The organism is Synechococcus sp. BMK-MC-1 (assembly GCF_014279955.1).
In the GTDB taxonomy this organism is placed as follows: Bacteria; Cyanobacteriota; Cyanobacteriia; order PCC-6307; family Cyanobiaceae; genus Synechococcus_C.
Genome location: NZ_CP047939.1, coordinates 554,925 through 579,489 on the forward strand (window position 1 = coordinate 554,925; position 24,565 = coordinate 579,489).

The window sequence follows — 24,565 nt, forward strand, 5'->3', positions numbered from 1 at the left end:
GGAGGGGAATGGATAGGGATTGCCAGGGCTCGCTTCAGATCACTTCAGTGATGGACACAATCCGTCCTCCACGGCGATGGATGTAGCCCAGCTGGGATGTCATGTCTTTGCCAGACACCAGATAGCTGGCGTTGGCGGTGCGTTGCCGGCCGCCAGCACTCTGGGCTTGAACAACAATCCGGAAGCGCTTACCGGTTGCCTCGGTGGTTCCGGCGGTGGCTCCGATCCGGTTGCTGCGCTGCGTGGTGCTGTTCCAGTTGCTGGGAACACTGTTGGTGGCCACTGAGGCCACGAGGCTGGATGCGCTCTGAATGCTGTCGCTGGCAGCAAAGCCTTGGGCGAGGGAAAGGTGTCGATTGAATGCCAGCTGTGATCGGCCGTCTTCCGTGCTGATGCGCTGGAAGGGCACCGTGTTTTCACCGAAGCTTTGTTGGTATTCAGCGCCGTCGAGATAGCTGTTGATCTCAGCTTCATAGCCCTCGTTGGCCAGGATCTGAATGTGTTCGCTCACTTCGGCCTGAGAGATGGGGGCGCGACCTAAGAAGTGTTTGAAGTTCAGCTCAACAAAACGGTACGGGGCGTTGCTCTCAAAGAAGCGGCGGCTGTATTCCGCCGAAAGGCCAATGGCTCTGACGAACTCCCTGGTGCTCAGAGTGCCTTCGGTGAATTTGCTTTCTGCGGTGACGCTGCGCTCGCTTTCCATCAGATGGGGATTTCCCATCACCTGGCGGTAGGTTGCGCGGATTAGAGCATTGATCTGGTCAGTGGAATCCCCTGGGCAGCGCTCGTAGGTTTCCTGCTCGCGTTGGCCAAGGCCAAAGCCCACATAAAGGTCACCGCGAAGGGGCGCACTGTCGCCGCCATCAGCGGTGTTGCGCTTGACAGGTGTGAAAGCGTTGCGCGCCACGCCACCGCCACCGATGCCTGAGCCACTGCGATGCACCTGGCTGGGCACTTTGATCATGAGTGTGTAGCCCTGGGTGAGGTTCTCCAGGAGTTGGCTGCTTCCACCGATCGCGGTATCACTTCCGGCGAAGTTTTGCTCCAGCGCCGCGATGCGATTGAAGCTGGCCTGGGGCATGCCCACTTCCGAAGTCCAGCTTCGGGGATAAGGGACAGTGTCTTCTCCGAACGTTTGCAGGTACTCATCGGAGTCGACCAGGCTGTCGATGGCAGCGTCGAAGCCACCTTGAGCCATCACGCTCACTTGAGCTGTCACCTCGGCTTCTGCAGAGGGCGCCCGACCCAACAGGTGCTTGACATTCAGCTCAACGGCTCGGTGCGGGGCGACGGCGTCGAAATAGCGGGAGCGATAAAAGTCAGACTTGGCAATGATGCGCACGAACTCCCGAACCGTGATGTCGCCATTGCGCAGCCTGGATTCCGCGCTTTCAGAGCGTTCACTCTCCATGGGCTGAACATTGCCAAACACCTGGCGATAGGCCGCCTTGATCGCCATGGCCAGGCTGGTTTCATCATCGCCTGAGAACTGATCAAGGGCTTGGCTGGTGCCTTGATTGCGGAAGCTGTCGTTGGTGACAGCCGCCTCTTCCGATCGGGTGCGGCGACGGCTGTAGGAGATTGGTCCGTCAATCAGTTGACCAGCGCCGAACACTTGGGCCTGGGAGCGGTAGTTGGACATGAGAGAGTGGATGTGGAGGATCTTGTTTGGGAAAGCAGGCGCACTCCCTGACCCTTTTGAGCTGGCGTTGCCAGCCCGAAAGGTCAGCATTGGGAGCGGAGTTGGGCCAGTCAGCACTGACCCTGATGGGTCATCAGCTCACAGGAGTGATGCTGGCGATGGTTCCGCCCTCGGCATGAATCCGCTTGAACTGCTCAGAGAGCTTGTTGAAGGGCACGAAATACACCCGGTTGGAGCGGGTGTATCTGGAGATGCGTCGCACGTTGTTGGCGCTGTAGCCAGTGACTTCCACGCGGAAGGTCTTGCCCTGATCGCCAGCGCCGCTGCCCAGCCGTGTCGCGGCATCCTCAAGGTTGTTGGCTGAACGGAAGCTCCAGCCTTGGGAGTCTTGCGATGAGGGGGGGACCACCGCCATGGGGCGGTTCTGGTAGGCGTTGCCGCCCAGTTTGCTGGAGATGCCGGAGAGGTCTCCTTTCAGGCTGCTGCTGCTGTTGCCGCGCAGCAGCTGGAAGCTCCAGGTGAACTCCTGCATGGTGGTGCAGCTCTCGGTCTTCCAGCCGCGCTGGTAGGGCACCGTCCACTCGCCGAAGCTGTTCTGGTAGTCGTCGGAGTCGAGGAAGCTGTCGATGTCGGCGTCGTAGCCCTTGCTGTCCAGGCGCTCAGCGTGGGAGCGCATTTCATCGAAATCGACAGGAGCGCGTCCCAGAAGGTGACGGAAAGCCAGCTCGATGTAGCGGTAGCGGGGGCAGCTGTCGAAGAAACGGCCGCGGTAGAGCTCGCTTTTGGCCACCACGCGCACAAACTCGCGCACGCTGATTTCACCGAGCTTGAACTGTGATTCGGCGACAACCTGTCGCTCGCTCTCCATCACGTAGGCGTTGCCGAGCACCTGTTTGTACACAGCATTGATGATCTGCTCTTTCTTGGCATTGTCATCACCAGGAATCAACTCGAGCGGAGCTTCGCTTTCCTGAGAGAAGCGTTCGACTCCGAGCAACGAAGCGGGTCCAAAAGGCATGAACAGCGGATGACAACTCGTGGCCATGCTCAGATGTGATCAGGGATGCGTGCGTTTTTCGCAATAAAGCTCAATCAATTGTGTTTGAGTGTTGCGTGACACTGCATTTTTTTGACAGTGGCCTGCTTTTTAGGTAAGGGTTCGGCTGTTATTTCGGGTTCGCGGCTGCTGCGTCGAGCGACGCCCTTGTGCTTTGCCGTGTCAACGGGTTCCAGCAGTCAAGTTCCTGAATGGGCCTGCTGAGCAGATGGTTTCTCAGGGGGTCTAGGCCTGTCGTTAAGGAAAAATCGGCGCCTCGGATGGACTCCACCCCTTCAAGTCCCGCGTCCGTGAGGTCGGCTCCGCGGAAGTCGGCAAAGTCAAGCTGACAGCCTCCGAATCGGGTGCCACGGCATCGGGCTCCTCGAAGCACGGCATGGCGCAGATCCGCTCCCACCAGTCGAACCTGGTCCAGCAGGCATCCGCTGAGGTCGGCTCCACTGAGATAGGTGCCCATCAGATTGGTGCCTCTGAGGTCCATGTCTCTGAGGTTGGCTCCATTCAGGAAGGCACCGTTGAGGCGAGCGCCAGGTCCCACTGCGCCGCTGCTCCGGATCTCAAACCCCTCGGGGAACACGGTCTTGCTGTCGTAGCGCGCCAAGCGCAGATCGGCTCCCTCCAACGAGCAGGAGCTCAGATCACTGCCCCTGAGATCGACGCGACACAGCAGCGCGCCACTCAGATCGATGGAGCCGAGGACGAGGCCCCGCCAATCTGCCCCCCGGGCATCTTTCAAAGGGCCCGAGAGAGTTTCAGGTCGTGTTTGTTCAGGCGGAAGCCAGTGGGCCAGCTGCAGCTTGGAATCCAAGAAGGTCAACGGGTGCTGAGCATCGAGCCTGCCACGATCACGAGGATTCGCAGGATTTCCACACTGCCGACCAAGGCCAGGCCCAACCAGAATTTCTTGGCCCATGCCGGTGGCTTCTGCATCCAGGTGGGAAGCTGGTTGAGCTCATCTTTCGTCAGCAGCTTCTGCTCCCACAGCATGTCCCTGTGGTCGCTTGCGTAGCGAGGGAAGCGCTGGTAGATCGGCATCTCTCCTGTAGGAGCGCCAGGAATCACCCTTGATCGATGGGCTGGTACGTCGTCATATCCAAAGGCATCGAGATATTCAGTGCTGTCCAAGACAGCATCCACAAAACCGCTGAAGCCTTTTTCGGCGATCACGATTGACCAACTGATCCGCTCGCTCTGGCCGTGAACCGGACGCCCTAGCACGCGTCCCACCACCTGATCGACTAGGCGGTAATTGGTGTTGCAGGAGACATAGCCTTCCTGGAACCTCCTCGAGAGCAGCAGGCCGCGGATGAAGTCACGGGTGGTGATGCTGCCATCACGGAACTGTGACTCAAGGTTGACGTCCCGGTCGCACTTCATCGCATGGAAGAAGATTTGCCGGTAGGCCTTTTCAATCTGAGCGTTGCGATCGTCGCGGCTCGGAAAGGTTGCCCGATTGAGTTCGGACGTCAGGCCACCCAAATCCCCGACGCGCTGGTTTTGGCTTGTCAACGGGTACTCCAGGAGCTGAAGTGCCATCAGTAGAAATGCTCAGTTGATAGGTGAGGATTGTCGGGCTTTTGGGTCGGTTCTGTGGCGGAGCCTTCGCGTCTCTTCATCACATTGAGAATCATGTGGCTGGTGTGCTCAAGAGTTGCCCCTAATGCTTCTCCTTGGCTGCTTGAGCTGAAGCCTTTGCATCACTCGGTCAAGGCAATCAGGTTTCACTAGGTCTGGTTCGTCATTCAGCAACGCGGCCCGTGCGGTGGGTCCTACTCCTGACCAACGGCAACACTTTTAAATCTCATCGGTAGTGAGCAGGCGTTTTTGCTCATCAGCCTCTGCAATCACCTGGCGAAGAGCATCGGGGATGGGAGGGTCCTGATCGAGCCCGCACGCCTTGGCTCGTTGCACTCAATCTTTGATTCCGTCTGCGTTTGTGGCTATCAGGGCTCTGACTGTCCAGAGGCCATTGATGGCAACACGGGGCATGCCGTCAGCCAGCCATGGCGTTCGAGGTAGAACGCCCAGGTCATCTCCTCAGCAAGGCCTGGGCAGTGCGTCGGTACCGCTTCAGCCAGGTTTGGGGCCACTCCGAGGGACTGCAGCAGAGGCACGATCGTTCCTGCTTGGTCAATTGAAGTGTCGCGGATTGCAGCGCCAACGACCCAGGTCAGCCTCGTGGCCTCGAGGGCGCAGGAGCTGCTTTCGCATGCCAGGAGAACGTTGCCGGGCGCAGCGATCGTTAGGAGTGTGTCCTGCCAGAGCGTGCGATCGTCTGGTTTCACATTGATGCGCAGAACCCCGTCGCCGATGGACACACGAAGCTCCATGTCGGGAGCCAGCTTCGTCGTGAGCGAACGGATGATGGCTTCAGACGATTGCGTCACCTGTCCTCCCCATTGCCCGTCACAGTACCGCCGTTGTTCTTGAGATCAGTGATCCAGTGATCAGGGATCTCCGCGCTGTGATCATCCGTGCGTTTGAACTGGAACGGACCTGCGATCGATCCCCATAGATGCTCGTGTGTTGCCGGGTCATACCCCCGGTCGATGGTGCTCATCCCCTCATCGGTGAGCTCAAAGCTGCTCACGAGATACGACGTTTTCCCCCGCCGGGTTACCAGGCACTGGCATCCAGGCTCAACCTCGCCACAGAATCCCTCGGCCGTTTGCTGCACTTGGTAGGAGCACCCCTCCAGCAATGTGAGATCAGCTGCCGTGAGTTGGCTGCGTCGCTGCGGGTCTTCAACGCTGCCCCAGAAGCGCTGGTCGTCGCGGATCGAGTAGTTCAGGATCATCAGGCCACGCGTCGGGGAGATGGTCGGCTGCAGCACCCGAACGCGGTAGGGCTCGTTGGAGGCGATGGCATAGGCCTGCTCGAGCAAGAGAGATCCCGGATCCAGCTGAGGAAGAGGGCGTAGCCGCACCAAAATGTTGCCGTAAAGAGGCGGGTTTTCAAACGCTTGCTCTTGGTTGCTGAAGCTGGCGCTGAGGCTTCGGATCAACCGGATGAGGGCCTCATTCATCGTGGTGTCGATCACAGCTTCTTACCCCATCCTGCTGGTTGAGATCTCCTTGCTGGACAACATCTTCACGATCGATACGATCCGCGAGGAATGCGTTGACTTCACTTCCCATGACCTCTGGTGAAGCCTCAGTGGCCACGATGCAGCAGCTCAGCCGTCAACTCCATGCCGTGAGTGAGATTGCCGAGTCACTCACGCTTCGCTTGCTGTCGCTGGAACAGCGAATTCAGCACCTTGAGGCTGAGGCAAACCATCCAACGACCAACGACGAGGAGAGCCAGCAGCTCCTTGCTGAAAGCAGCGACCGATTGCGTCATCTCCATGGCTTGCTCTCGGAAGAGCACCCCGAACCTGAACTTCGCCTTGTTGAGGCATCCGTAGAGCAGGTCGATGAAACCGTGTACGTGGATGATCCCCAGATGGATCATGCAGACATGGACCAATCAGAGATGGACCATTCAGCCATCGACGATGCACAGATGACTGATGAAGAGTTGCTTCCTGCAGACAATGAGAACGTGGAGGATTCAGCTCTTGATCAGGAGCAAATTGATCTGCTCAGCGCCTGAGGGGATCAAGTCCCTCACTCAGCCTGAAAGATCAAGCAAGCGCACCCGGAATTTGGCGACGTGCCTTGCTTGTTCAGGGCTGGACTGAATGAAAGGGTGATCATCGACGGTTTTGATGACTGCCTCAATCTGTTCATCAACATTGAGACCTGAGAGCAGCCCTTTGCGATGGCATTCTTTCCATGCAGGATCGAACGCCATCGCGAAACCGTCAGGATTGTTGAACTGACGATCGTCATTGACAGGAAAACGTATCAACGAACGATTGGCGAAATGCCAGGACCCAGATTTGAACTGGGGACACGGCGATTTTCAGTCGCCTGCTCTACCAACTGAGCTATCCCGGCGCGTTGTCTGCGCAACATGGAGATCTTAAATCACCGTGTGCGTCCGATGGGCGTCCTGCCCAGGCAGATCACGCCACGCACCGTGATTCCCTGATTATTCAGGGCGTCCATGGCAGCCCTGGCTGTGGCTCCACTGGTGAGGATGTCGTCCACGAGCCAGAGTTCCAGCGCTTCGCCTTGGGGATCCTGCACAGATCGGGGGACCTGCACCCCAGCGTCGACAACGAAGCTTCCCCTTTGGTTCGTCATCCTCTGCTGGCGGTTGAGATGGTGCTGGCCGACAGTTGGCCTTGAGCGCTTCAGCAGCGATCGAGTGGTCCGCTGCAGGGATCTACAGATCATCGTGGGCAGAGGATTGCGTCTGGATTCGGCCTTCCAGCCGGGGATGGGAACCAGAACGGCATCGTTGGACAGGGCCGCACCGAGACCATCGGTGAGCGCATGGAGAAGGCGGAGATCAGGATGGCGCCGCAACTGCAAGATCAATTGGCGCAGTGCCCCGTCGTACCAACCCGCTGCCGTCCAAGGGCAGGGGTGTTGGCCTTGCACTCCAGCAGCAGCAAGATCGATTCGCTGCCAACAGGCCATGCAAAGCGCTCCCCGCCGAGGAGAACGTTCAAGCTCTTGTCTGCAGAGTGGGCACTCGAGGGTGGTGAGCAGATCCTTGAGGCAGTCCTTGAGGGGAGTCAGCAATGAGTGGTCTTCAGCGCTGACTCAGGATTCCCCTCCGGTCGCAGGCGCGGGCATGGCCCGGAGCATCGCCACCAGGGTTCTGTGCGCGTCGTCGCTGTCAGTGAGCTGATGGTCGAAGGGGATGCGCACGACCTGGTCATCCACCTCCAACGTCATCGCCTCAGCTGTGACCTCTTTCATTGTTGCCGCCGTTGCGGCTGGAACCCCTCCGAAATGGTGGGCATAGCGCAGAACGGCATCGCTGTGGTCGTCATTCATATGACGGCAGATGCGGTCGCTGACGGCAGGGGTGAGAGGGTCGGCAGCCATGGGAATCGAGCGCGGTCAAGGTGTGTCAGCCGAAGCGTTGCCAAAGCAGCAGCGCCAGGCGGAAGCCGCTGAACCCCACGTAGCCCGCGAGAACCAGGAACAGACCCACAGCCAGGACGTCACGCAGTCGGTTGGGCAAGGGTTCAGAGAAGCTCAATCAATTCTCACCCGGAATGACTCTCTGGAGAGGACTTTTGTTGCAGAGCGGTGAGTGCCAGACGGGCAACCCCTGCAGCCGGAGGAGTGGTGCAGCTGCGGATCGGCAGTCCAAGCATGCGCTCGCGCAGACGTCGCCATTGCGGGTTTCTGGCACCCCCTCCCAGCGTCACGAGCTTTTTGGGTGCTGGAGCTCCGAGTTGCTGCAAGCGTTGCCAACCATCCCGTTCAATTCTGCTGAGACCTTCCAGCAGTGCATGGAGATAGAGCGCATCACTGACTGGGCGGGGCGTGAGCACGGGCTCCTGTTCCGGATCATCCACGGGGAAGCGCTCTCCTTTGCACGCCAGCGGTCGTAAATCAAGCCCGCTGGACTCTTCGGGATCGATCTGACGGCTCAGCTCTGTGAGGTCGACCCCTGGGAACACCTGACGCAGCAAGGCCCCTCCACTGTTCGAGGCTCCTCCCCCAAGCCACCGGCCACCCACCCGATGGGTGGAGGTGCCGGCTCCAGGCCTGAGGGGCTCATCCATGAAGCGCTTGATCACAAGGGTGCTGCCCAGAACGGTGATGCCCTCATCGTCTGCTGCATCGGCCGTCAACACCGCAGCGTTGGCATCGGTGGTGCCAGCGACCACGATCAGGTCATTGGGTAATCCGAGCTCGTTGGAGCGCTGCCTTGACAGCGTTCCCAGGGGTGTTCCGCTGGGGCGGATGTCAGGCAACGCTGCCATCCATGCTTCTCGCTGAAAGCTCTGTGGCCAGCACTGGTCTTGCAGAAGCCAGCCCAGTCTGATGTTGTTGCCTTCCTCTCCCCAGCGCCAGTCCTGGAGAAGCCACCCAAGCACCCAATCGGCCTGGTGTCTGAGCAAAACAGGGTGCTCATGTTGTTTTAGCAACCTCAGGGCACGGGCCAGGCTGCTGCTGGCGCTGCAAGCTGGTCCACCCTCGGTGACCAGATCACGCACGTGCTCGATCTGTTCTGGGCAGGCTTGGTGGTAAGGCAGTGCATCGCCCAGGGGAGTGCCCTGATGGTTGCAGGCGAGCAGCGTGCCGGAAGTTCCATCCACAGCCAAAGCCCCCAGTCGCTTGCGGATCGGTGGGGGGATGGACGGTATGAGCTCTGTCAGAGCCCGAATCCAGTCAGACGGTTCATGCAGGCCCTGGCGGTAGCCGGTCGCCGCGCTGAACAGCAGCGACCGGTCGCCATCGATCGCGGCGATCCTCACGCCACTCGTTCCCAGGTCGATCCCTAGGGAAAGCGGCGTGTTCGCCATGGTGTTTGCACCAGTGATCAGAGGGTGTTGCCCTGTTGAAGGCGGCTGGCTTCGGCCTGAAGCAAGGTTGAGGCCTTGTTCTCAACGTCTTCCCAAGGCAGCTTCAGGTCGGGACGACCGAAGTGGCCATAGGCAGCGGTGTCGCGGTAGAAACGACCTCCGCTCAACGCGGGCATCTCACGCAATTTGAACTGCTGGATGATGGCTCCCGGACGCAGATCAAAGTGCTGTTGAACCAGTTCGGTGAGTTCCGCATTCGAAACTTTGCCCGTTCCGAAGGACTCCACCAGGATCGAGACTGGTTTCGCCACCCCGATGGCATAGCTCAGCTGCACTTCAGCGCGTTGGGCAAGTCCTGCGGCCACAAGGCATTTGGCCACGTAACGGGCTGCATACGCTGCTGAACGGTCCACTTTTGTGGGGTCTTTTCCGGAGAAGGCACCACCACCGTGACGGGCATAACCGCCATAGGTGTCCACGATGATTTTTCGGCCTGTGAGTCCGGCGTCGCCCTGGGGGCCTCCCACAACGAACTTGCCGGTGGGATTCACCAGATAACGCGTGGAGTCTTTGGACGGTTTCAGCGGAAGGTCGGCCGTGGCAGGTTCCACCACATGGGTCCAGAGGTCGTCGCTGATGCGTTCGCGAACCTGCTGTTCGTCACTCAGGCCAGCGACTTCAGCGGTGTGCTGGGTCGAGATCAGGATCGTGTCGATGGCAACGGGCTTGTCGTTCTCGTACACCACGCTCACCTGAGTTTTGCCGTCAGGGAGCAAATAATCCAGGGTGCCGTTATGACGCACTTCAGCCAAGCGGCGAGACAGCCGGTGCGCCAGGCTGATGGGCAATGGCATCAGTTCGGGCGTTTCGTTGCAGGCGTAGCCAAACATGATGCCCTGATCTCCGGCGCCGACCTTGTCGAGAGGATCTCCCTCGTGGTCATCGGCTTCATCCACACCTTGGGCAATGTCGGGAGACTGTTGGTCGAGGGCGACGAGAACGGCACAGCTATTGGCGTCAAATCCTCCGGCCCTGGCGCCGCTGTAACCGATCTCGCGAATGACGTCACGCACCAGGTGGATGAAGTCAACCTGGGCCTTGGAGGTCACCTCACCGGTGATCATGCACAGCCCGGTGTTAACCACCGTTTCACAAGCCACCCTGCTGCTGCTGTCTTGAGCCAGCAGGGCGTCGAGAACTGCGTCACTCACCTGGTCACAGATTTTGTCGGGATGCCCTTCTGTGACCGATTCGGAGGTGAAGACGTAGCGACTCATACCGGGCTGTTGAATTCGTCGGACTTTAAAGCGTGGAGTTCCCGCATCAAGGTTGTGCTGATGGCGGCACCACGGTGAGATCTTGCCAGTGATGAATCAAATAGTCATGCGCCGTGAGATCAGGGCAGCGATGCCAACCGGCCACATAGCCGATGGCGGCGGCGATACCCGCCCGCTTGGCCATCAACAGATCCGTGTCGGCATCGCCGATGAGAGCGCAGCGCTCGACCGGCACGTTGAGTTGGTCACAAAGGGCGTGCACCGCAGCTGGATCTGGTTTGCAGGGCAAGCAGTCAGCACTCCACACCGCCGCGAACATGTCGGTGAGGTGGTGATGCTTCAAAAACGCTTGGATGCCATCGGTGGTGTCATTGCTGATCACTGCGCAGATCACACCGGCATCCTTGAGCGCGCGAAGCATGGTCGAGGCTGCCGGCAACAGGGAGACCGGATGTCCATCGGGATGCAGGTCTTGCCACTGGGCATCCACACGGTCAAAAACGTCTTCCGCGAGCAGCAAGGCCTTGGGCCATCCCAGGGCCATTTGTGCAAACACCGTGGCTGTGCTCAGGATGTTGTGCTGCCTCGAAGCGACAGCCAGGGTCCCATCGGGCATCACTCCATCCCGATTGCGTCCATAGGTGCGAACCAGCAACCCTTCAAGCTCGTTGAGGTCGTTGCTTGATGCGCCCTGGGCTGCGAACTGGCGTTTGGCTTCTGCGATCCGGGCATCGGCCAGGATCTTGAGCTGAGGCTCGCTATGAGAAAGGGTGCCGTCCTTGTCGAACAGCACCCCGTCGATCGGACCAATGCGACGGCCCCGGAGGTTGAGATGAGCCAAGGGGCTCAAGCAACTCAGACCATCATCGAGCCCAGCGGCTCTTCGCCTTCCTCGGCTTGTTCAAGCAACATCTGCTTGTAACGGGCCGCCATCTCCTCGGCCTTGTCGAACACCTTCTGAGGATCGGTGAGCATGTCACCAGGCTCGGGCTCAAGGGCTTTGGTCGACAGGGAGATGCGACCTCGCTCGGCATCGAGGTCGATGATCATCACCTTCATCTGATCATTCACATTCAGCACGGAGTGGGGGGTCTCGATGTGCTCGTGGCTGATCTCCGAAATGTGAAGCAGGCCGCTGACACCACCGATGTCGATGAAGGCGCCGTAAGGCTTGATGCCGCGAACGGTACCCACCACAACTTCGCCCACTTCCAGGCGATTCATCTTCCGTTCCACCAGTGCGCGGCGGTGGCTGAGCACGAGGCGGTTGCGCTCTTCGTCGACTTCGAGGAATTTGAGTGGAAGGAAATCGGCAACCAGTTCTTCCTTGGCCTTTCGGGTGCTGATGTGAGACCCGGGAATGAATCCACGCAGACCTTCCACACGCACCAGGGCACCACCTCGGTTGGTGGCAAACACCTCGGAGTAGATCGTGGCGTCTTCTTTCTGAAGTTGGCGAACGCGTTCCCAGGCGCGTTGATACTCGATTCTGCGGATGGAGAGTGAGAGCTGACCGTCTTCGTTCTCCTCACTCATGATGAAGAACTCGCGGATCTCCCCTGGTTGCAGCACATCGCTCAACCCTTCCACACGGTTGATCGAAACCTCCTGAAGGGGCATGAAGGCCGCAGTTTTTGCGCCGATGTCGATCATGGCGCCCTTCGATTCCAGGGCAAACACCGTGCCGTTCACGATGTCGCCAGGTTTGAAGTTGTAGTCGTACTTGCTGAGAAGGGCTGCAAACTCATCCAGCGTGAAGCCGGCGTTGTCCATGTCCCGGCTTGCGGCACGACTGCTCGGATCGTCAGCGGTGGGGATGTCGTCGGGGATGCTGAGATCCTCATCCGTGCCGAACTCAGCCTGGTCGGCGACTTCCGCTGCTGCGTCGGCCCCGTTGCTAAGGGCTTCAGCCGTTTCCACAGCAGGATCCTGAACGGGATCAGTGGAGGTGACAGTCATGGAGGGTTGGCGGTCTGCTCGGTGAGCAGAGCGAAAGAAACTGTTCCAGGCCCGCCGACCTGAATCAGGCAATCCTTCACTTTACAGAGTGGAGCTGCGAGGTCTTAAACCAGTGCTTCCAGGCGCGTCTTGGAGGCATGAATGCCTTCGAGCGTGGCCACGAAATCGTTCACACCACTGAATTGCCGATAAACCGAGGCGAAACGAACGTATGCAACTTCGCTCAACTCTTTGAGCTGCTCGAGCACGAGTTCACCGATGTCATGGCTTGAGACCTCGCGACCATTGCGTTGCTGCAAGGCCAATTCGAGTTCATCCACAAGTGTTTCGAGACGTTCAGGGGGTAGTCCTGTTTTCTCGCATGCACGGCTGAGCCCGTGAAGAAGCTTGGTGCGACTGAACGTTTCGCGGTTGCCGTTCCGTTTGATCACCGTGATTGGAACGGTCTCCACCCGTTCATAGGTGGTGAAGCGGAACTCACAGTTCAAACATTCCCTGCGACGACGCACACTGCGGCCACCATCGGCTGCTCGTGACTCGAGCACGCGGCTATCAGTGTTTTGGCAGGAAGGGCACTGCACGCCCGATGTTTCGAATGTGCACCAATCATACGGTTTGCGTCCAGAGGTGAACAGAGCCGAAGTGATTTCCCTTGAAAGACATAAAAAACCCCGCCGAATGGCGGGGTTGGAAGGGCTACTTGCCGATCTTCGGGGGGTCGCGGAAGGCGATGGCGAAGAAGAGAGTGGCAATCGCAAGGGTGAGGATGAGGATGTAAGCAAAGCTTTCCATCGAATAACTCCTGGAGGGCGATTAGCTGAGCGGGGAGCCTGCCGGTGGCACGTAGCCATCGGGCAGACGACGGGTGGAGCGGTCTCCCAGTTTCTGGAAAAGGCCGAATTCCACCTGTTCACCGAGGTCGGGATCGATACCGGCGAACACATCGCGGTAAAGAGTACGAGCACCGTGCCAGATGTGTCCGAAGAAGAACAGCAGTGCGAAGGTGGCGTGCCCGAAGGTGAACCAGCCACGGGGTGAACTGCGGAAGGTTCCGTCAGAGTTGTAAGTCTCGCGGTCGAATTCGAACGCTTCACCCAGCTGAGCTTTACGAGCCAGACGCTTCACCTCTGCGGGATCAGTGAAGGTTTGACCATCAAGGGCACCGCCGTACACGGTTGCCGTGATGCCTTGCTGTTCGAAGGAATACTTCGCTTCAGCGCGGCGGAAAGGAATGTCACCGCGAACGATTCCATCACTGTCTTCGAGGATGACGGGGAAGTTCTCGAAGAAGTTGGGAAGGCGGCGAACCTGCAGGTCACGACCTTCTTTGTCAGTGAAGGAGATGTGGCCGAGCCAGCCGGTGGGCAGTCCGTCGCCGTTCACCATCGGACCGACGCGGAACAGACCGCCCTTGGCAGGACTGTTGCCCACGTAGTCGTAGAAGGCCAGTTTTTCGGGGATGGATGCGTAGGCCTCAGAAGCCGTTGCACCTTGATCCATCGCTGTTTGAACGCGACGGTTGATCTCGGTTTTGAAGAAGTTCTGATCCCACTGGTAACGCGTGGGTCCGAACAATTCGATCGGAGTCGCAGCCGCTCCGTACCACATCGTGCCGGCAACGATGAAGGCGGCGAAGAACACAGCTGCAATTGCGCTGGCGAGCACCGTTTCGATGTTGCCCATACGAAGCGCCTTGTACAGACGCTCGGGAGGACGGGTTGTGATGTGGAAAATTCCGGCAATGATGCCGACAATTCCGGCCGCGATGTGGTGGGCAACGATGCCACCAGGGTTGAAGGGATTGAAACCTTCCGGACCCCATGACGGTTGAACCGGCTCGAGGTGACCGGTGATTCCATAGGGGTCTGAGATCCACATTCCTGGTCCGAAGACACCAGTGAGGTGGAAAGCTCCGAAGCCGAAGCAACCAAGACCGGCCAGAAGGAGGTGGATACCGAAAATCTTGGGAAGATCGAGAGCAGGCTCCCCGGTGCGGGGGTCTTGCCAGATCTCGAGATCCCAGTAAGTCCAGTGCCAGATGGCAGCCAGCATTAGCAAGCCACTGAACACGATGTGAGCGGCGGCAACGCCTTCGAAGCTCCAGAAACCTGGATCAACACCGGTGGCGCCTGTGATACTCCAACCACCCCAGCTGTCGGTCACGCCGAGGCGCGCCATGAAGGGCATCACGAACATGCCCTGACGCCACATGGGGTTCAGGACAGGATCGGACGGGTCGAAGATGGCAAGTTCGTAAAGGGCCATCGAGCCGGCCCAGCCGGCAACGAGGGCAGTGTGCATGAGGTGCACGGCCAAGAGGCGGCCGGGGTCGTTGATGACGACGGTGTGCACCCGATACCAGGGCAATCCCATGGGTCAGGTTCGGGGGAACGGAGCTGCAAAGGCAGCCAGACCCGGCGATCGTAAGGCGTCCATCTCAGTGTGCGCGTGCGCTTGTCGTGAGCTGCAACGTCTGGGCTGGCTATGGCGTGATTGCTGCTGCCCCCGGCTGGCACTTATCCCTGCCTTTTCAACTGGCTTCGCCAAGTCTCCGCAGGGGGGTTACAAATCGCAACTTCAGGCTCCAGAGTGTTGGCGTTTTGGCGCTGCTGTGCGTCGCTTCCGGGAGATTTCATGCCAGTGATCCGGTTTGTGCGTGAAGGTCGCGATGTGGAGTGTTATCCAGGCGAGAACCTTCGAGATGTAGCCCTCAGGGAGGGGATTCAGCTCTACGGCTTGAAAGGACAGCTGGGGAACTGTGGCGGATGTGGACAGTGCATCACCTGTTTTGTGGAGGTGAAGGGGGATCAGACAGCGGCTGCTTCCCTGACCGGCCGTACAGCTGTCGAAGAGGCCAAGCTTCGCCGTCGCCCCGACAGCTGGAGGCTCGCTTGCCAGGCACTGGTGGAACGGTCCGTCGTCATCCTCACCAGGCCCCAGGTGTCGATGTCCGATCAACGCCGCCGCATCGAAGCGGCTCTCAATGCACCCCTTCCGCCGGGGCCGACGGCATGGCCTGTTGTGGAAACCAGTGAAGAAGAGGAGGAGGCTGATGCCGATGCGGATGATCAGAGCCAGTTATCCAATGAAGCTCCTGCTACACCCGGTGACGAGCCGTGATGGGTTCGCGTCGAACCCTTCCAGGCAGTGATACGTTCCATCAGATTCTCGATTGTTCATGGAAACCAACGACCTCGGTTTCGTGGCCAGCCTCCTGTTTGTGCTCGTGCCAACCGTTTTCTTGATCATTCTCTTTATCCAAACCAACAGCAAGGAGGGATGAACCTCCTTGCGACCACTTCGGCTTAGCGCTGCTCGGGTTCGCGAACGAGCAGTACCGGTGCTGGAGCATGCACCCTGATGTAGTCACTCACTGATCCCCCGAGAAGCTTGTCGAGGTCAACCAGGCCCCTCGCCACCAGCGGGCGTCGATCTTGCGAGGCGAGCACGACAAGATCCGCTTTGATTGTCTCGGCAGCTTGACAAACCCCTTTCCCGACATCGGCGTCTGTGACGTGGAGCGGGTTGAGGGTGACACCAAGCATGCGCGCTCTCTGTACAGCCCGTTCCAGCAGGCTGTCGCTGGTCCCCGCTCCGCCGCGCGATGGGGTGCGTTCTGTGCGTGATACGTGCACGCCAGTGAGTTGTCCGCCAGGGATGTCCTTCACCATGTCGCAGGCCAGCTTCAGGGCGTCGTCCCCAACGCCAGTGCCGTCGATCGTCACCAAAACGCGATTGATATGCCTGACGTAAAGGTCGTCGCGCACCAGGAGCATGGGCCGGGTGGACAACTGAAAAACGTACTGACTGGCGCTATTGGCGAGAATCGACTGCAGGCGTCCCAGGCCGCGGGAGCCCATCACGATCAGATCAGCATCGAGCTCGTCAGCCACCTTGAGAACGGTCTGTTTGGCGTCCCCTTGACGAATGATTGAGTTCACGTCGCCTGGGTTGAGGCCCAGGTTGTCAACGGCCTTGGCCAGAAGGCTGCCGGCTTTGGTCCAGTGCTGATCTGAATCGTCCTTGCTCTGTTCAGACACCACATGCAGCAAGTTCACTCTCGCTGTCTGAAAAGCCGGTAGGTCGCGCAGCATGCGGACCATTTCTTCCACGTGGCCTTTGCCGGAGTCGGCGATCAACAGGTTCTTGAACACTGCATTGCTTCAGACATGCAGCAGCCTATGGCTGTTTTGCGAAGGCTTTTCGATGGTGAATGAGAGCGTTACGGCGAATCCCTTTCGTCTCGCGAAGCGAGTTCTTCCGCAGCACACGGATCATGGTGGCGTGATGTGGCACGGAGGTTATGTGGCCTGGCTGGAGGAGGCCAGGATTGAGGCGCTCAGCGCCATTGGCTTCCCTTACGAGCGGTTCGTGGCGCTTGGGCTGGAAATGCCAGTGGTGCGCCTTGAGATTCGCTATCGGGAGGCCTTGCGGCTCGGGGATGAGGTTCTGCTTGAGTCGTGGCCGCAGCCTCGCCATGGTGTGCGCTGGCCGTGGACAACGCGTGTTGTTCGCGCGGGGGTTTGCGCGGTGGAAGCAAGGGTGGACTTGGCGCTTGTGAAGGTGGGGCGCGCTCGGAGGGTGCTGCGCCATCCACCAGAGGAGGTGGCGGAGGTTTTTGAGGTCTTGACAGGCCGCAAGGCAGCCGACTGAAATCAATACATGTGTACTGGTTGCCGGTGTTGGACCGTTCGTGGTGGTGGGTTTGGTCGGGCTGTCCCGGGATCGGTTTCACGCGGATGCGGCAGCTCGCCGATTTGTCTTGCGAGCTGGCCTGTGGATTGGGCGATCTCTGGGATTGGCCTCTCTCCAGGTTTCACGAGGCTCTTGGCTGGCCCGATTCATTGCTTGACTCGCTGGCGCACTATCGCCAATCGTGGCGATCACCAGGTAGTGCCTCGGTTCCAGATCATGTTCTGCTGCCGATGGACCCACTCTGGCCAGCGTCCCTGAGCGATCTGGATCGTCCGCCTCTTTCGCTGCAATGGTGTGGTCGCCGTGATCTTTGGCCCCTGCTCTCGAGGCGTCAGGCTGTTGCGGTCATCGGGACCCGTCGGCCGTCGGTGCATGGAGTGCGCATGGCCGAGGCGCTCGGGCGGTCTCTCGCTTCGGCTGGATGGCCGGTGGTGAGTGGGCTGGCTGAAGGCATTGATGCGGCCGTTCATCGGGCCTGTGTGCAAGCCAAGGGTGTGCCCGTTGGAGTCCTCGGTACTCCATTGCATCGGGTCTATCCCCAGGAGCATCGCGGCCTGCAGATGTCTGTCGCAGAAACCGGTCTTCTGTTCACTGAGCTCAGGGATGATGCCAGGGTTCAACGATCAACCTTTGCCCTTAGGAATCGGTTGCTGGTGGCTGTTGCCAGGGCTGTGGTGATCGTTGAATGTCCCAAGAGCAGTGGTGCGCTGCATTCCGCGGCCATCGCCCAGTCGATGGGACTTCCGCTCTGGGTGGTTCCAGGCGATGCGATGCGTCACTCCGCACAGGGCAGCAATGCATTCCTGCAACGGCAAGCGTCCGCTCTGGTTGATCTCAGCGCATTCATCCATGCGCTGGGAAGCGGCCCCGTCCCCTCTCCGGACTCGGTGGGCAGGCCGATGCCACGAACACCGTCGACGGTGAAGCTGCTCCAGCAAGTCGACAACGGAGCCACTCTCGAGCAGATGGCGAGGAGTCTTCAGGACGATCCTCAGCACATCGCGCAGCAGTTGATGCAGTTAGAGCTGGATGGAGTGGTCACACCGATGCCCGGCCTGCGCTGGCGCTCCCTCTAGGTTTTGCCCATGCCAACAACGCGTTGTTCCGCGCAAGACCTGCTGGCCTGGCGCCAATCCCTGCTCATGCAAGGAGGCCGCGCTGTTGATTTTGACTGGCTGCTGATGATGCGCGGCGATCTCGGCTGGGCGGCTTTGCAAAAGCTGCGTATCCTGCCGGAATCAACCGTTCATCTCGCCGCATCCCTCCATGACCTGGAGTTGTTGTGGCATCGACATGTCACCGAACACGTTCCCCTTCAGCATCTGGTGGGACGGTGTCCATGGCGAGATGTGGAGTTGCAGGTCAGCCCCGCTGCGTTGATTCCGCGCCAGGAGACTGAACTGCTGATTGATCTGGCCTTGCAGTGCCTGAAGCCCTCTGAGTCAGAGGCTCTTCCTCAGGCTGGAGTCTGGGCTGATCTCGGCACTGGCAGCGGCGCTATAGCGGTCGCGCTCGCCCGATCCTTGCCTGGTTGGGAGGGGCATGCCGTTGATCTCAGCGCCGAGGCTCTTGAACTGGCGCGAGCCAATCTCCGATCACTCGCGCCTTCGCCTTGCTGGACGTTGCATCAGGGCAGCTGGTGGGAGCCCCTGGAGCCCTGGTGGGGCACCGTGCACCTGGTGGTTTCGAACCCTCCGTACATTCCTCGTGTTCAGGTGCAGGGGCTCGAGCCGGTGGTTCGCGATCATGAACCCCATCTCGCCCTCTCAGGTGGTGATGACGGGCTGGACTGTTGCCGGGCTCTTATTTCTGGCGCCCCGAGGGCTCTGGCTCCAGGGGGATGGCTCTTGCTGGAGCATCACCATGACCAGAGCGAAGCTGTTTTGGTGCTGCTGCGCGATGCAGGCCTCGAGTCTCTTCAGGCCCGTCCTGACCTTCAGGGCGTGATGCGTTTCGCCTTGGCGCGGCGTCCCTTGCGAAGGTGAGGTCTTTCCAGGCGATGGTCATGACGCCTCTGGGTGAACGACTGATGGCAGTGGATCAGATTGCGGATTACCTCCGCGGCGGGGGCGCTGCACTTTTGCCGACGGATACGCTGCCGGCGTTGGCCTGTACTCCGTCCTCAGCCGCTCAGATCTGGACGTTGAAACAACGTCCCCAGGACAAACCGTTGATCCTGATGGCAGCTGAGGCTGTCGAGCTCCTCGACCTCACCACGCACATCGCCAAGCTGGATGCTCTTCCCCTAGCCGAGCGTTATTGGCCGGGCCCGCTCACGCTGGTTCTGCCTGCGGCGGGGGCGTTGGTGAATCACCTCAATCCCGGCCAAGACTCCCTTGGTATGAGGATTCCTGCTTGTGCAGCGACCCGATCTCTGCTGGCCCGGAGCGGTCCTTTGGCCACTACGAGCGCCAATCGATCCGGTGCTCCTCCCAGTTGCAGCGCTGAGCAGGCGGCCGCGGCGTTCTCCGGTCTGCCCCTGCTCGGTCCTTTGCCTTGGCCCCAACCTTCGGGTTTGGCCAGCACCGTTTTGAAATGGACGTCTCCGGGGTGCTGGCAGATGCTTCGTCAGGGCGCTGTGATGGTTCCAGACGGCAGCGCTTAACGCGATGATCTGGCTGATAGCGGTTGTGCTGTTTCTCCAGACGGCTTTTCACTGGCTTCTCGAGCCGGTGATTCGTCTCCTCACGCCGGTGTTCGAGCTCAACGTGCTGCCTTGGCTGTTTGCACTGACGGGACTGTGGCTTCTGGCCGGCCACCGTGATCGCGCCTGAGTTGTGTTCTTTCGTCGAAGCCGGCTGACGGATTTGAACCGACGGCCTTCGCTTTACAAAAGCGCTGCTCTACCACTGAGCTAAGCCGGCATGGGGGGAAGTTTACTGATGGGTTGGCCATGGAGCGCTCTTGTTTGCTTCTGCCACCAAAGAACCAGTTCCAAGCGAGAGCGGCAGCCTGTTTTCATGAGCGCATGGCTGACATGACTCTCGATGGTTCGGATGCTGACCATCGAGGTTTGAGCCATGGCTTTGTTGCTCATGCCGTGGCTCAGAAGCTGAATCACATTGATCTCGGCCTGGGTGAGCTTGGCTGAATGGGCCATTCCGTTGGGTCTCGCTGTTGCGAGGGTTCCACGGTTCAACTGCCAGGTTTTGAAGAGGCCATGGATCGTCTGATCGGCAGATTGGCCACAAGCGCGGTGACACGATCTTCCGTCTCAAGCGTGACATCACCCTCTTCCAGGTCGATATCCACGTATTTGGCTACAACCTCGAAAATTTCCCGGCGCATCTGATCCAGCAGCTCTGGGCTCAGATCGCTGCGATCGTGAGCCAGCACAAGCTGAAGGCGTTCCCTGGCCGTGGTGGCACTGGCCGGCTGGCGACCAAGAATTCGATCCAGAAGGTCCTGAAGAGTCATGGCGTTCAGAAGATCTTGGTTTGCATCAGTCGGCGAACCTTGGCACGCAGTCCTGTTCGCCCTTCCCGTGCGGGATCCATCAGTGGCACGTCCTCACCTTGCAGGCGACGCGCAATGTGGGTGTAGGCCTTCGCTGCAGGAGAGGCGCTGCCGTTGAGAGTGAGTGGTTCACCGCGGTTCGTGCTCACGATCACTTGCTCATCCTCGAGCACCAGTCCCAGCAAAGGGAGAGCAAGGATGTCGGTGACATCGTCGACAGCAAGCATCTCTTGGTTCGCCATCATCCGAGGGCGCACCCGATTGAGAACGAGCTGCACCGGGGTGACCCCCCGCGTGTTCAACAGACCGATGACGCGGTCAGCATCCCGCACCGCAGAGACTTCGGGAGTGGTGATCACGATCGCCTCCTTGGCGGCCGCCGCAGCATTCTTGAACCCGTCTTCGATTCCAGCAGGACAATCGATCAGGACGTAGTCGAACCGTTCAGACAGCATGCTGACGATGGCCTGCATGTCCTCGGGCTTCAACCACTCGAGCATCCGTGGGTTGCCGGCGGGCAGCAGGGCGAGATTCGACTCCTGCTTGTGCTTCACCAAGGCCTGGTCCAGGCGGCACGTTTCTGCCAGCACTTCCTGAGCTGTGTACACGATCCGGTTTTCCAGGCCGAGCAACAGGTCAAGGTTGCGCAGTCCGAAATCAGCATCAAGCACCACCGTGCGTGCACCCTGCCTGGCGAGGGCGATGCCGAGATTGGCGGTCAGCGTCGTTTTGCCAACGCCGCCTTTGCCTGAGCAGATCAGGATCGTTCGCGAAATCGTCACGGGGTCCCGTTTGGTGCGGCCACATTAATGGCTTCAACCGGCTGAAAAACTTTTCCGCTGATTCGTTTGATCATCCAGGAAGGGAGGCTGGGCCGGTTCGATGGCGATGTCCCCATCGCGAATGCAAGCCTGCTCCGCCTGTCCGGGCCATGGAGGTTCCTCGGGCCCACGGGCCACAAGATCGGCGATGCGCAGCTGCAACGGCCTCAGCTGCAACGCGATGATCCGAGCCGACGGAGATCCGGCGGCCCCGGCATGGGCGCGTCCGCGCAAGCGACCCCAAACGTAAACATCTCCGTTGGCTGTGACCGAGGCTCCTGGGTTCACATCGCCGATGATCAGCGCATGCCCCTCGCTGCTGAACTGATCCCCGGCTCGAAGCGTTCCCCTGTGAATTCTCAGATCTCCGCGCCTGTCGGTGCTGTCGGTGTCTCCGTTGTCCTTTCCGGATTCCTGAATTGGCCTGTGGCTGCTCGGAAAACCAAGAGCAGCGGCTCCGATCTGTGTTGTGGCGCAGTGGGTGATGACCTGCTGCACCGTGTAACCCTCGCGTGCAAGCGCATCCATGAGTTCAGTGAGCTCTCGACAACCCATCGACCAGTCACCCAAGTGGAGGTCAACGGATCCTGCCGCTAGAAACTCACGTTGATCAGGGAGCCACTGACGCCAGTCACAGCTGCGCTGGGGTGGCAGGATCAAGACACGTCGGGCCCGAGCAGGGGACGCAGCATTCATGGCAAGACGTTACCCCTGAGAAAGGCGAACTTCTCGTCTCATCGTTGCCTTGAGTTCGGCGGCGATGTCTGGGGGGTGGATCAACCAGGCCGATTCTGCCGGTGTGGCCAGGCTGTTCACGAGTGCCGACTCCTGTTCAAGGGCCTGAAGGTTATGTCCATCCCAGAGCCGTAGACCTCCCCTGTAGGGGTGGTAGCCGTGGAGCTGATGCTGTCGAAGCCCGCAGCAGTAGCTGGGGTCAAGTCCGGCTGATTCCGACATCGTCTGTGCAGCAGCAAGCAGTTCCAGTCGATCGGAGGTTTGCAGTGAGCTCACATCCAGCGCTTTGAGCAGCCGGCGATTGAGAAAGCGATCGCACAGGCTTGCCAGGGGGGCGGGCGCTTCGGCTTGCCAGCGCTGTAGGTGATAGCCGACGCGCAGGTCGTCATTGGCGAGGTAGGTCTCAAGATCAAGCCGTTCGCACCCCCACAGCCAACGACGCATGGTGGAGTCCGCCCAGACGTGATCGGGGCCGAGATGGCGCGCTTCTTGAATGAGGCGCTCCAGCAGCCAGTTGCACATCACGTTCAAGCGGTGGTTGTAAACGCTGCGATACATCAGGTTGCGAACCACCAAGTAGTGCTCCACGGCCATCAATCCCTTGGGATGAATGGCCAGCTCTCCGTCAGGAGCAAGGGTCATGGCCGCAAGAATGCGGTCGAGGTCAAGCTGCCCATAGCGGGCGCCCGTGCTGTAGCTGTCCCTCAGCAGATAGTCGAGACGATCACAATCCAGCTGGCTGCTGACCAGGGATTTGATCACCCCCCGTTCCGCCTGACCACGTTCGAGGAGATCCGCCACTGCATCAGCGGTCCCTGGCGCGTAGTGCTCCAGAGAATCTCGAATCTGAGCATGCTCCCTGATCACCCGTGCCGACCACTGCTCGTGGTGGGTGCCGAACATCTCTTCCCCGGTGTGGCTCAGCGGGGCATGTCCCAAGTCGTGCAGCAGGGCGGCGCCATAAAGAACACCCCGTTGCTGCTCGAGGGCTGGATCCTGCCTTTTGAGCTTTTCCATCGCCCGCCGGGCAATGGAAAACACCCCAAGGGAATGGGTGAATCGGCTTGATTCGGCTCCATGGAAGGTGAGAAACGCAGGCCCGAGCTGCCGAATTCGGCGCAAGCGTTGGAACGGCGCTGAATCCACGAGCGAGAGCACCATGGCTTCCGCTGGATCGCTTGCATCGAGGCTGATGCCTCGATGCAACGGGTCGTGGTACGTCCGGGATGCCATTAGGTCGGGTCCGGTGCCAGGTCCGTGCTCTCCAACGGCTGGGACTGATCGCCTGGATGGTCTTGTTCGATCAGCGCCTGAAGCACCCGCTCGGCGTCATTCAGCCAGCGATCGCCATCTCCCCCGGGGTTGAGCGGCTCCGGTTGGTCCAAAATCCGATCCGGTTGGATGCCCTGCCCTTGGATATCCCGTCCGCTCGGGGTGAGGTAACCCGCCACCGTGACAGCGAGACCGCTGCCATCGCTCAGGTTCGTGAGGGTCTGAATCAGTCCCTTGCCGAAGGTTTTGTCGCCAAGCAGTAGGGAACGATCATCGTCCTGGAGTGCGCCAGCGAGGATTTCGCTGGCGCTTGCGGTTCCACTGTTGACCAGGGTCACCATGGGCCCGCTGTACAGCTCCCCAGCGCCAGCCTGAATGGGGTCGGCAATGCCGTCGCGATTGCGTGTTTCCACGATCGGCTCCTGATCTAGGAACACATCAGCCACAGCCAGACCTGCACTCACCAACCCCCCGGAGTTGTTGCGGAGATCGAGCACGAGCCCCTCAACGTTCTTGTCAGAAAGCTCCTCAAGCGCTTCCCTCACCTGAGCAGGAACGCCTTCACTGAACTGCGTGATGCGCAGGTAGCCAAGGGTGTGCGCATCGCTGCGCAGGCGGCGTGTTCTCACAGGCCGCAGGTCAATGGTTCGTCGTTCCAGGCTGATCTCTTCGGGTTGGCCCTGGGGGGGCACCAATGTCACCAACACCTGGCTGCCCACGGCTCCCCGAAGACGCGCTGCGGTCGCTTCGAGCCCAAGAGCCTCGACCCGTTCGCCATCCACTTCAAGGATCTCTGTCCCGCTCACAACGCCGGCATCGGCCGCCGGTGAGCCCTCGAGTGGGGCAATCACGACGATGGAGTCTCCGTTCGCTGGATGTCCGAGCTGCAAGCCCACGCCACTGAGACTTCCTTCATTGCTGGCTTTCATCACCGTGTAGTCCTCAGGCCTTAGCAAGCGTGTGTAGGGGTCATTCAGAGGCAGCAGCATGGTTTCGATCGCGCTGTACGCCTGCTCACTGGTTTCGATGGTGTTTTCCAGGGCTTTCTGACGCAGCCGCTTCCAGCGGATCGTGTCGAACACTTCGGGGTCGACATAGCTCTGATTCACAAGACGCCAGCTCTCCACCACCAGCTGCTGCGCGTCGTTGAGGGCGAGGGCCTGAGGCACACAGAGCAGGGTGACCAGGATGCCGATGAATAACCCAGATGCAAGGCGCTGCAATCGTTCTGTCATGCTGTTAACAGTCGGCAACATTGGCCTCATTCTCGCGCCT

At 59.8% G+C, this 24,565-nt stretch carries 31 protein-coding genes and 2 tRNA genes; 8 read left to right on the forward strand and 25 right to left on the reverse strand.

From position 1 onward, the window contains the following. Positions 1–34: 34 nt before the first annotated feature. From SynBMKMC1_RS02920 to SynBMKMC1_RS02945, 6 genes are all read right to left on the reverse strand, one after another. Positions 35–1,642 carry a phycobilisome rod-core linker polypeptide gene (locus tag SynBMKMC1_RS02920; protein WP_186472648.1) on the reverse strand — a complete coding sequence of 536 codons (1,608 nt, stop codon included), beginning with the start codon at positions 1,640–1,642 and terminating at the stop codon, positions 35–37. Between the two features lie 133 nt (positions 1,643–1,775). Next, positions 1,776–2,660 (reverse strand): phycobilisome linker polypeptide, encoded by an 885-nt coding sequence (locus SynBMKMC1_RS02925; protein WP_186472649.1) that lies wholly within the window; start codon positions 2,658–2,660, stop codon positions 1,776–1,778. Between the two features lie 148 nt (positions 2,661–2,808). Further along, positions 2,809–3,516 (reverse strand): pentapeptide repeat-containing protein, encoded by a 708-nt coding sequence (locus SynBMKMC1_RS02930; protein WP_186472650.1) that lies wholly within the window; start codon positions 3,514–3,516, stop codon positions 2,809–2,811. Continuing rightward, on the reverse strand, positions 3,513–4,235 hold the full coding sequence (locus tag SynBMKMC1_RS02935) for a phycobilisome rod-core linker polypeptide (RefSeq protein ID WP_186472651.1): 723 nt from the start codon (positions 4,233–4,235) through the stop codon (positions 3,513–3,515). The genes SynBMKMC1_RS02930 and SynBMKMC1_RS02935 overlap by 4 nt, the downstream gene beginning before the upstream one ends. Before the next feature lie 407 nt (positions 4,236–4,642). Beyond that, entirely contained in the window at positions 4,643–5,086 is a 444-nt protein-coding gene (locus tag SynBMKMC1_RS02940; RefSeq protein WP_186472652.1) for a hypothetical protein, read from the reverse strand. Next, positions 5,083–5,724 carry a chromophore lyase CpcT/CpeT gene (locus SynBMKMC1_RS02945; RefSeq protein ID WP_186472653.1) on the reverse strand — a complete coding sequence of 214 codons (642 nt, stop codon included), beginning with the start codon at positions 5,722–5,724 and terminating at the stop codon, positions 5,083–5,085. Before SynBMKMC1_RS02945 ends, SynBMKMC1_RS02940 begins: the two co-directional genes overlap by 4 nt. A 95-nt stretch (positions 5,725–5,819) precedes the next feature. On the opposite strand from SynBMKMC1_RS02945, the gene SynBMKMC1_RS02950 reads away from it, so the two are divergent. Continuing rightward, a complete protein-coding gene (locus SynBMKMC1_RS02950) occupies positions 5,820–6,293 on the forward strand; it encodes a hypothetical protein (protein ID WP_255486269.1) in 474 nt (157 codons plus the stop codon). Positions 6,294–6,311: 18 nt separating this feature from the next. Here the strand turns inward: SynBMKMC1_RS02950 and SynBMKMC1_RS02955 are convergent, their stop codons facing one another. The 11 genes from SynBMKMC1_RS02955 to psbB form a co-directional block, all read right to left on the reverse strand. Further along, positions 6,312–6,494 carry a hypothetical protein gene (locus tag SynBMKMC1_RS02955; RefSeq protein WP_370593929.1) on the reverse strand — a complete coding sequence of 61 codons (183 nt, stop codon included), beginning with the start codon at positions 6,492–6,494 and terminating at the stop codon, positions 6,312–6,314. A gap of 73 nt (positions 6,495–6,567) precedes the next feature. Further along, positions 6,568–6,640 (reverse strand) — tRNA-Phe (locus tag SynBMKMC1_RS02960). Positions 6,641–6,670: 30 nt separating this feature from the next. Next, complete coding sequence (locus SynBMKMC1_RS02965; protein ID WP_186472655.1) at positions 6,671–7,333, reverse strand: ComF family protein; 663 nt, start codon at positions 7,331–7,333, stop codon at positions 6,671–6,673. Positions 7,334–7,354: 21 nt separating this feature from the next. Beyond that, positions 7,355–7,642: a DUF2470 domain-containing protein gene (locus SynBMKMC1_RS02970; protein WP_011932425.1), complete on the reverse strand. Its 288-nt coding sequence runs from the start codon at positions 7,640–7,642 to the stop codon at positions 7,355–7,357. Between the two features lie 164 nt (positions 7,643–7,806). Further along, positions 7,807–9,075: an FGGY-family carbohydrate kinase gene (locus SynBMKMC1_RS02975; RefSeq protein ID WP_186472656.1), complete on the reverse strand. Its 1,269-nt coding sequence runs from the start codon at positions 9,073–9,075 to the stop codon at positions 7,807–7,809. A 17-nt stretch (positions 9,076–9,092) separates the two neighbouring features. Further along, on the reverse strand, positions 9,093–10,352 hold the full coding sequence (gene metK / locus SynBMKMC1_RS02980) for a methionine adenosyltransferase (protein ID WP_011932427.1): 1,260 nt from the start codon (positions 10,350–10,352) through the stop codon (positions 9,093–9,095). A 46-nt stretch (positions 10,353–10,398) separates the two neighbouring features. After that, positions 10,399–11,193, reverse strand: coding sequence for an HAD family hydrolase (locus tag SynBMKMC1_RS02985; RefSeq protein WP_186472657.1), 795 nt, complete (start codon positions 11,191–11,193; stop codon positions 10,399–10,401). 14 nt (positions 11,194–11,207) lie between these two features. Next, positions 11,208–12,311, reverse strand: coding sequence for a 30S ribosomal protein S1 (locus SynBMKMC1_RS02990; protein ID WP_011932429.1), 1,104 nt, complete (start codon positions 12,309–12,311; stop codon positions 11,208–11,210). A gap of 104 nt (positions 12,312–12,415) precedes the next feature. Then, the gene (nrdR, locus tag SynBMKMC1_RS02995) at positions 12,416–12,892 is read right to left on the reverse strand and encodes a transcriptional regulator NrdR (protein ID WP_186472658.1); all 477 of its coding nucleotides are present in this window, start codon (positions 12,890–12,892) and stop codon (positions 12,416–12,418) included. A 115-nt stretch (positions 12,893–13,007) separates the two neighbouring features. Then, entirely contained in the window at positions 13,008–13,103 is a 96-nt protein-coding gene (locus SynBMKMC1_RS03000) for a photosystem II reaction center protein T (protein WP_006042122.1), read from the reverse strand. A 21-nt stretch (positions 13,104–13,124) separates the two neighbouring features. Continuing rightward, on the reverse strand, positions 13,125–14,684 hold the full coding sequence (gene psbB / locus SynBMKMC1_RS03005) for a photosystem II chlorophyll-binding protein CP47 (protein ID WP_186472659.1): 1,560 nt from the start codon (positions 14,682–14,684) through the stop codon (positions 13,125–13,127). A gap of 261 nt (positions 14,685–14,945) precedes the next feature. On the opposite strand from psbB, the gene SynBMKMC1_RS03010 reads away from it, so the two are divergent. Then, positions 14,946–15,431: a 2Fe-2S iron-sulfur cluster-binding protein gene (locus tag SynBMKMC1_RS03010; protein ID WP_011932432.1), complete on the forward strand. Its 486-nt coding sequence runs from the start codon at positions 14,946–14,948 to the stop codon at positions 15,429–15,431. A gap of 58 nt (positions 15,432–15,489) precedes the next feature. Then, entirely contained in the window at positions 15,490–15,594 is a 105-nt protein-coding gene (gene psbM, locus SynBMKMC1_RS03015) for a photosystem II reaction center protein PsbM (RefSeq protein WP_011932433.1), read from the forward strand. Positions 15,595–15,616: 22 nt separating this feature from the next. On the opposite strand, the gene SynBMKMC1_RS03020 is transcribed toward psbM, so the two are convergent. Next, entirely contained in the window at positions 15,617–16,465 is an 849-nt protein-coding gene (locus SynBMKMC1_RS03020) for a universal stress protein (RefSeq protein WP_186472660.1), read from the reverse strand. A 52-nt stretch (positions 16,466–16,517) separates the two neighbouring features. On the opposite strand from SynBMKMC1_RS03020, the gene SynBMKMC1_RS03025 reads away from it, so the two are divergent. The 5 genes from SynBMKMC1_RS03025 (at position 16,518) to SynBMKMC1_RS03045 (ending at position 19,780) form a co-directional block, all read left to right on the forward strand. After that, positions 16,518–16,964, forward strand: coding sequence for a thioesterase family protein (locus tag SynBMKMC1_RS03025; RefSeq protein ID WP_186472661.1), 447 nt, complete (start codon positions 16,518–16,520; stop codon positions 16,962–16,964). Positions 16,965–17,050: 86 nt separating this feature from the next. Next, positions 17,051–18,082: a DNA-processing protein DprA gene (locus SynBMKMC1_RS03030; protein ID WP_255486271.1), complete on the forward strand. Its 1,032-nt coding sequence runs from the start codon at positions 17,051–17,053 to the stop codon at positions 18,080–18,082. A gap of 9 nt (positions 18,083–18,091) precedes the next feature. After that, positions 18,092–18,991, forward strand: coding sequence for a peptide chain release factor N(5)-glutamine methyltransferase (gene prmC / locus SynBMKMC1_RS03035; protein ID WP_186472663.1), 900 nt, complete (start codon positions 18,092–18,094; stop codon positions 18,989–18,991). A 20-nt stretch (positions 18,992–19,011) separates the two neighbouring features. Next, entirely contained in the window at positions 19,012–19,611 is a 600-nt protein-coding gene (locus tag SynBMKMC1_RS03040) for an L-threonylcarbamoyladenylate synthase (RefSeq protein WP_011932438.1), read from the forward strand. 4 nt (positions 19,612–19,615) lie between these two features. After that, a complete protein-coding gene (locus SynBMKMC1_RS03045) occupies positions 19,616–19,780 on the forward strand; it encodes a hypothetical protein (protein ID WP_011932439.1) in 165 nt (54 codons plus the stop codon). A gap of 18 nt (positions 19,781–19,798) precedes the next feature. On the opposite strand, the gene SynBMKMC1_RS03050 is transcribed toward SynBMKMC1_RS03045, so the two are convergent. The 7 genes from SynBMKMC1_RS03050 to ctpZ form a co-directional block, all read right to left on the reverse strand. Next, a tRNA-Thr gene (locus SynBMKMC1_RS03050) sits at positions 19,799–19,870 on the reverse strand. After that, positions 19,861–20,106 (reverse strand): response regulator transcription factor, encoded by a 246-nt coding sequence (locus SynBMKMC1_RS03055; RefSeq protein ID WP_186472664.1) that lies wholly within the window; start codon positions 20,104–20,106, stop codon positions 19,861–19,863. Before SynBMKMC1_RS03055 ends, SynBMKMC1_RS03050 begins: the two co-directional genes overlap by 10 nt. 35 nt (positions 20,107–20,141) lie before the next feature. Then, on the reverse strand, positions 20,142–20,423 hold the full coding sequence (gene minE / locus SynBMKMC1_RS03060; RefSeq protein ID WP_011932441.1) for a cell division topological specificity factor MinE: 282 nt from the start codon (positions 20,421–20,423) through the stop codon (positions 20,142–20,144). A gap of 5 nt (positions 20,424–20,428) precedes the next feature. Continuing rightward, positions 20,429–21,244 carry a septum site-determining protein MinD gene (gene minD, locus SynBMKMC1_RS03065; RefSeq protein WP_186472665.1) on the reverse strand — a complete coding sequence of 272 codons (816 nt, stop codon included), beginning with the start codon at positions 21,242–21,244 and terminating at the stop codon, positions 20,429–20,431. Between the two features lie 33 nt (positions 21,245–21,277). After that, on the reverse strand, positions 21,278–21,979 hold the full coding sequence (minC, locus tag SynBMKMC1_RS03070) for a septum site-determining protein MinC (RefSeq protein ID WP_186472666.1): 702 nt from the start codon (positions 21,977–21,979) through the stop codon (positions 21,278–21,280). Positions 21,980–21,988: 9 nt separating this feature from the next. After that, entirely contained in the window at positions 21,989–23,251 is a 1,263-nt protein-coding gene (locus SynBMKMC1_RS03075; protein ID WP_011932444.1) for an HD domain-containing protein, read from the reverse strand. Continuing rightward, complete coding sequence (gene ctpZ / locus SynBMKMC1_RS03080; protein ID WP_370593930.1) at positions 23,251–24,546, reverse strand: carboxyl-terminal processing protease CtpZ; 1,296 nt, start codon at positions 24,544–24,546, stop codon at positions 23,251–23,253. Before ctpZ ends, SynBMKMC1_RS03075 begins: the two co-directional genes overlap by 1 nt. Between the last annotated feature and the right edge of the window lie 19 nt (positions 24,547–24,565).

Excerpts from the sequence above, each read along its gene's own strand:
- SynBMKMC1_RS02955 (WP_370593929.1), bottom strand. The coding sequence starts at position 6,494 with ATGGCGTTCGATCCTGCATGGAAAGAATGCCATCGCAAAGGGCTGCTC.
- SynBMKMC1_RS03025 (WP_186472661.1), top strand. The coding sequence starts at position 16,518 with ATGGTGAATGAGAGCGTTACGGCGAATCCCTTTCGTCTCGCGAAGCGA.
- SynBMKMC1_RS02925 (WP_186472649.1), bottom strand. The coding sequence starts at position 2,660 with ATGCCTTTTGGACCCGCTTCGTTGCTCGGAGTCGAACGCTTCTCTCAG.
- SynBMKMC1_RS02990 (WP_011932429.1), bottom strand. The coding sequence starts at position 12,311 with ATGACTGTCACCTCCACTGATCCCGTTCAGGATCCTGCTGTGGAAACG.
- SynBMKMC1_RS03030 (WP_255486271.1), top strand. The coding sequence starts at position 17,051 with ATGCGGCAGCTCGCCGATTTGTCTTGCGAGCTGGCCTGTGGATTGGGC.
- metK (WP_011932427.1), bottom strand. The coding sequence starts at position 10,352 with ATGAGTCGCTACGTCTTCACCTCCGAATCGGTCACAGAAGGGCATCCC.
- SynBMKMC1_RS02935 (WP_186472651.1), bottom strand. The coding sequence starts at position 4,235 with ATGGCACTTCAGCTCCTGGAGTACCCGTTGACAAGCCAAAACCAGCGC.
- SynBMKMC1_RS03045 (WP_011932439.1), top strand. The coding sequence starts at position 19,616 with ATGATCTGGCTGATAGCGGTTGTGCTGTTTCTCCAGACGGCTTTTCAC.
- prmC (WP_186472663.1), top strand. The coding sequence starts at position 18,092 with ATGCCAACAACGCGTTGTTCCGCGCAAGACCTGCTGGCCTGGCGCCAA.
- SynBMKMC1_RS02970 (WP_011932425.1), bottom strand. The coding sequence starts at position 7,642 with ATGGCTGCCGACCCTCTCACCCCTGCCGTCAGCGACCGCATCTGCCGT.
- SynBMKMC1_RS03040 (WP_011932438.1), top strand. The coding sequence starts at position 19,012 with ATGACGCCTCTGGGTGAACGACTGATGGCAGTGGATCAGATTGCGGAT.
- minC (WP_186472666.1), bottom strand. The coding sequence starts at position 21,979 with ATGAATGCTGCGTCCCCTGCTCGGGCCCGACGTGTCTTGATCCTGCCA.
- SynBMKMC1_RS03055 (WP_186472664.1), bottom strand. The coding sequence starts at position 20,106 with ATGGCCCATTCAGCCAAGCTCACCCAGGCCGAGATCAATGTGATTCAG.
- psbM (WP_011932433.1), top strand. The coding sequence starts at position 15,490 with ATGGAAACCAACGACCTCGGTTTCGTGGCCAGCCTCCTGTTTGTGCTC.
- SynBMKMC1_RS02945 (WP_186472653.1), bottom strand. The coding sequence starts at position 5,724 with ATGAATGAGGCCCTCATCCGGTTGATCCGAAGCCTCAGCGCCAGCTTC.
- SynBMKMC1_RS03000 (WP_006042122.1), bottom strand. The coding sequence starts at position 13,103 with ATGGAAAGCTTTGCTTACATCCTCATCCTCACCCTTGCGATTGCCACT.
- SynBMKMC1_RS02975 (WP_186472656.1), bottom strand. The coding sequence starts at position 9,075 with ATGGCGAACACGCCGCTTTCCCTAGGGATCGACCTGGGAACGAGTGGC.
- psbB (WP_186472659.1), bottom strand. The coding sequence starts at position 14,684 with ATGGGATTGCCCTGGTATCGGGTGCACACCGTCGTCATCAACGACCCC.
- SynBMKMC1_RS03010 (WP_011932432.1), top strand. The coding sequence starts at position 14,946 with ATGCCAGTGATCCGGTTTGTGCGTGAAGGTCGCGATGTGGAGTGTTAT.
- SynBMKMC1_RS02920 (WP_186472648.1), bottom strand. The coding sequence starts at position 1,642 with ATGTCCAACTACCGCTCCCAGGCCCAAGTGTTCGGCGCTGGTCAACTG.
- ctpZ (WP_370593930.1), bottom strand. The coding sequence starts at position 24,546 with ATGTTGCCGACTGTTAACAGCATGACAGAACGATTGCAGCGCCTTGCA.
- minE (WP_011932441.1), bottom strand. The coding sequence starts at position 20,423 with ATGACTCTTCAGGACCTTCTGGATCGAATTCTTGGTCGCCAGCCGGCC.
- SynBMKMC1_RS03075 (WP_011932444.1), bottom strand. The coding sequence starts at position 23,251 with ATGGCATCCCGGACGTACCACGACCCGTTGCATCGAGGCATCAGCCTC.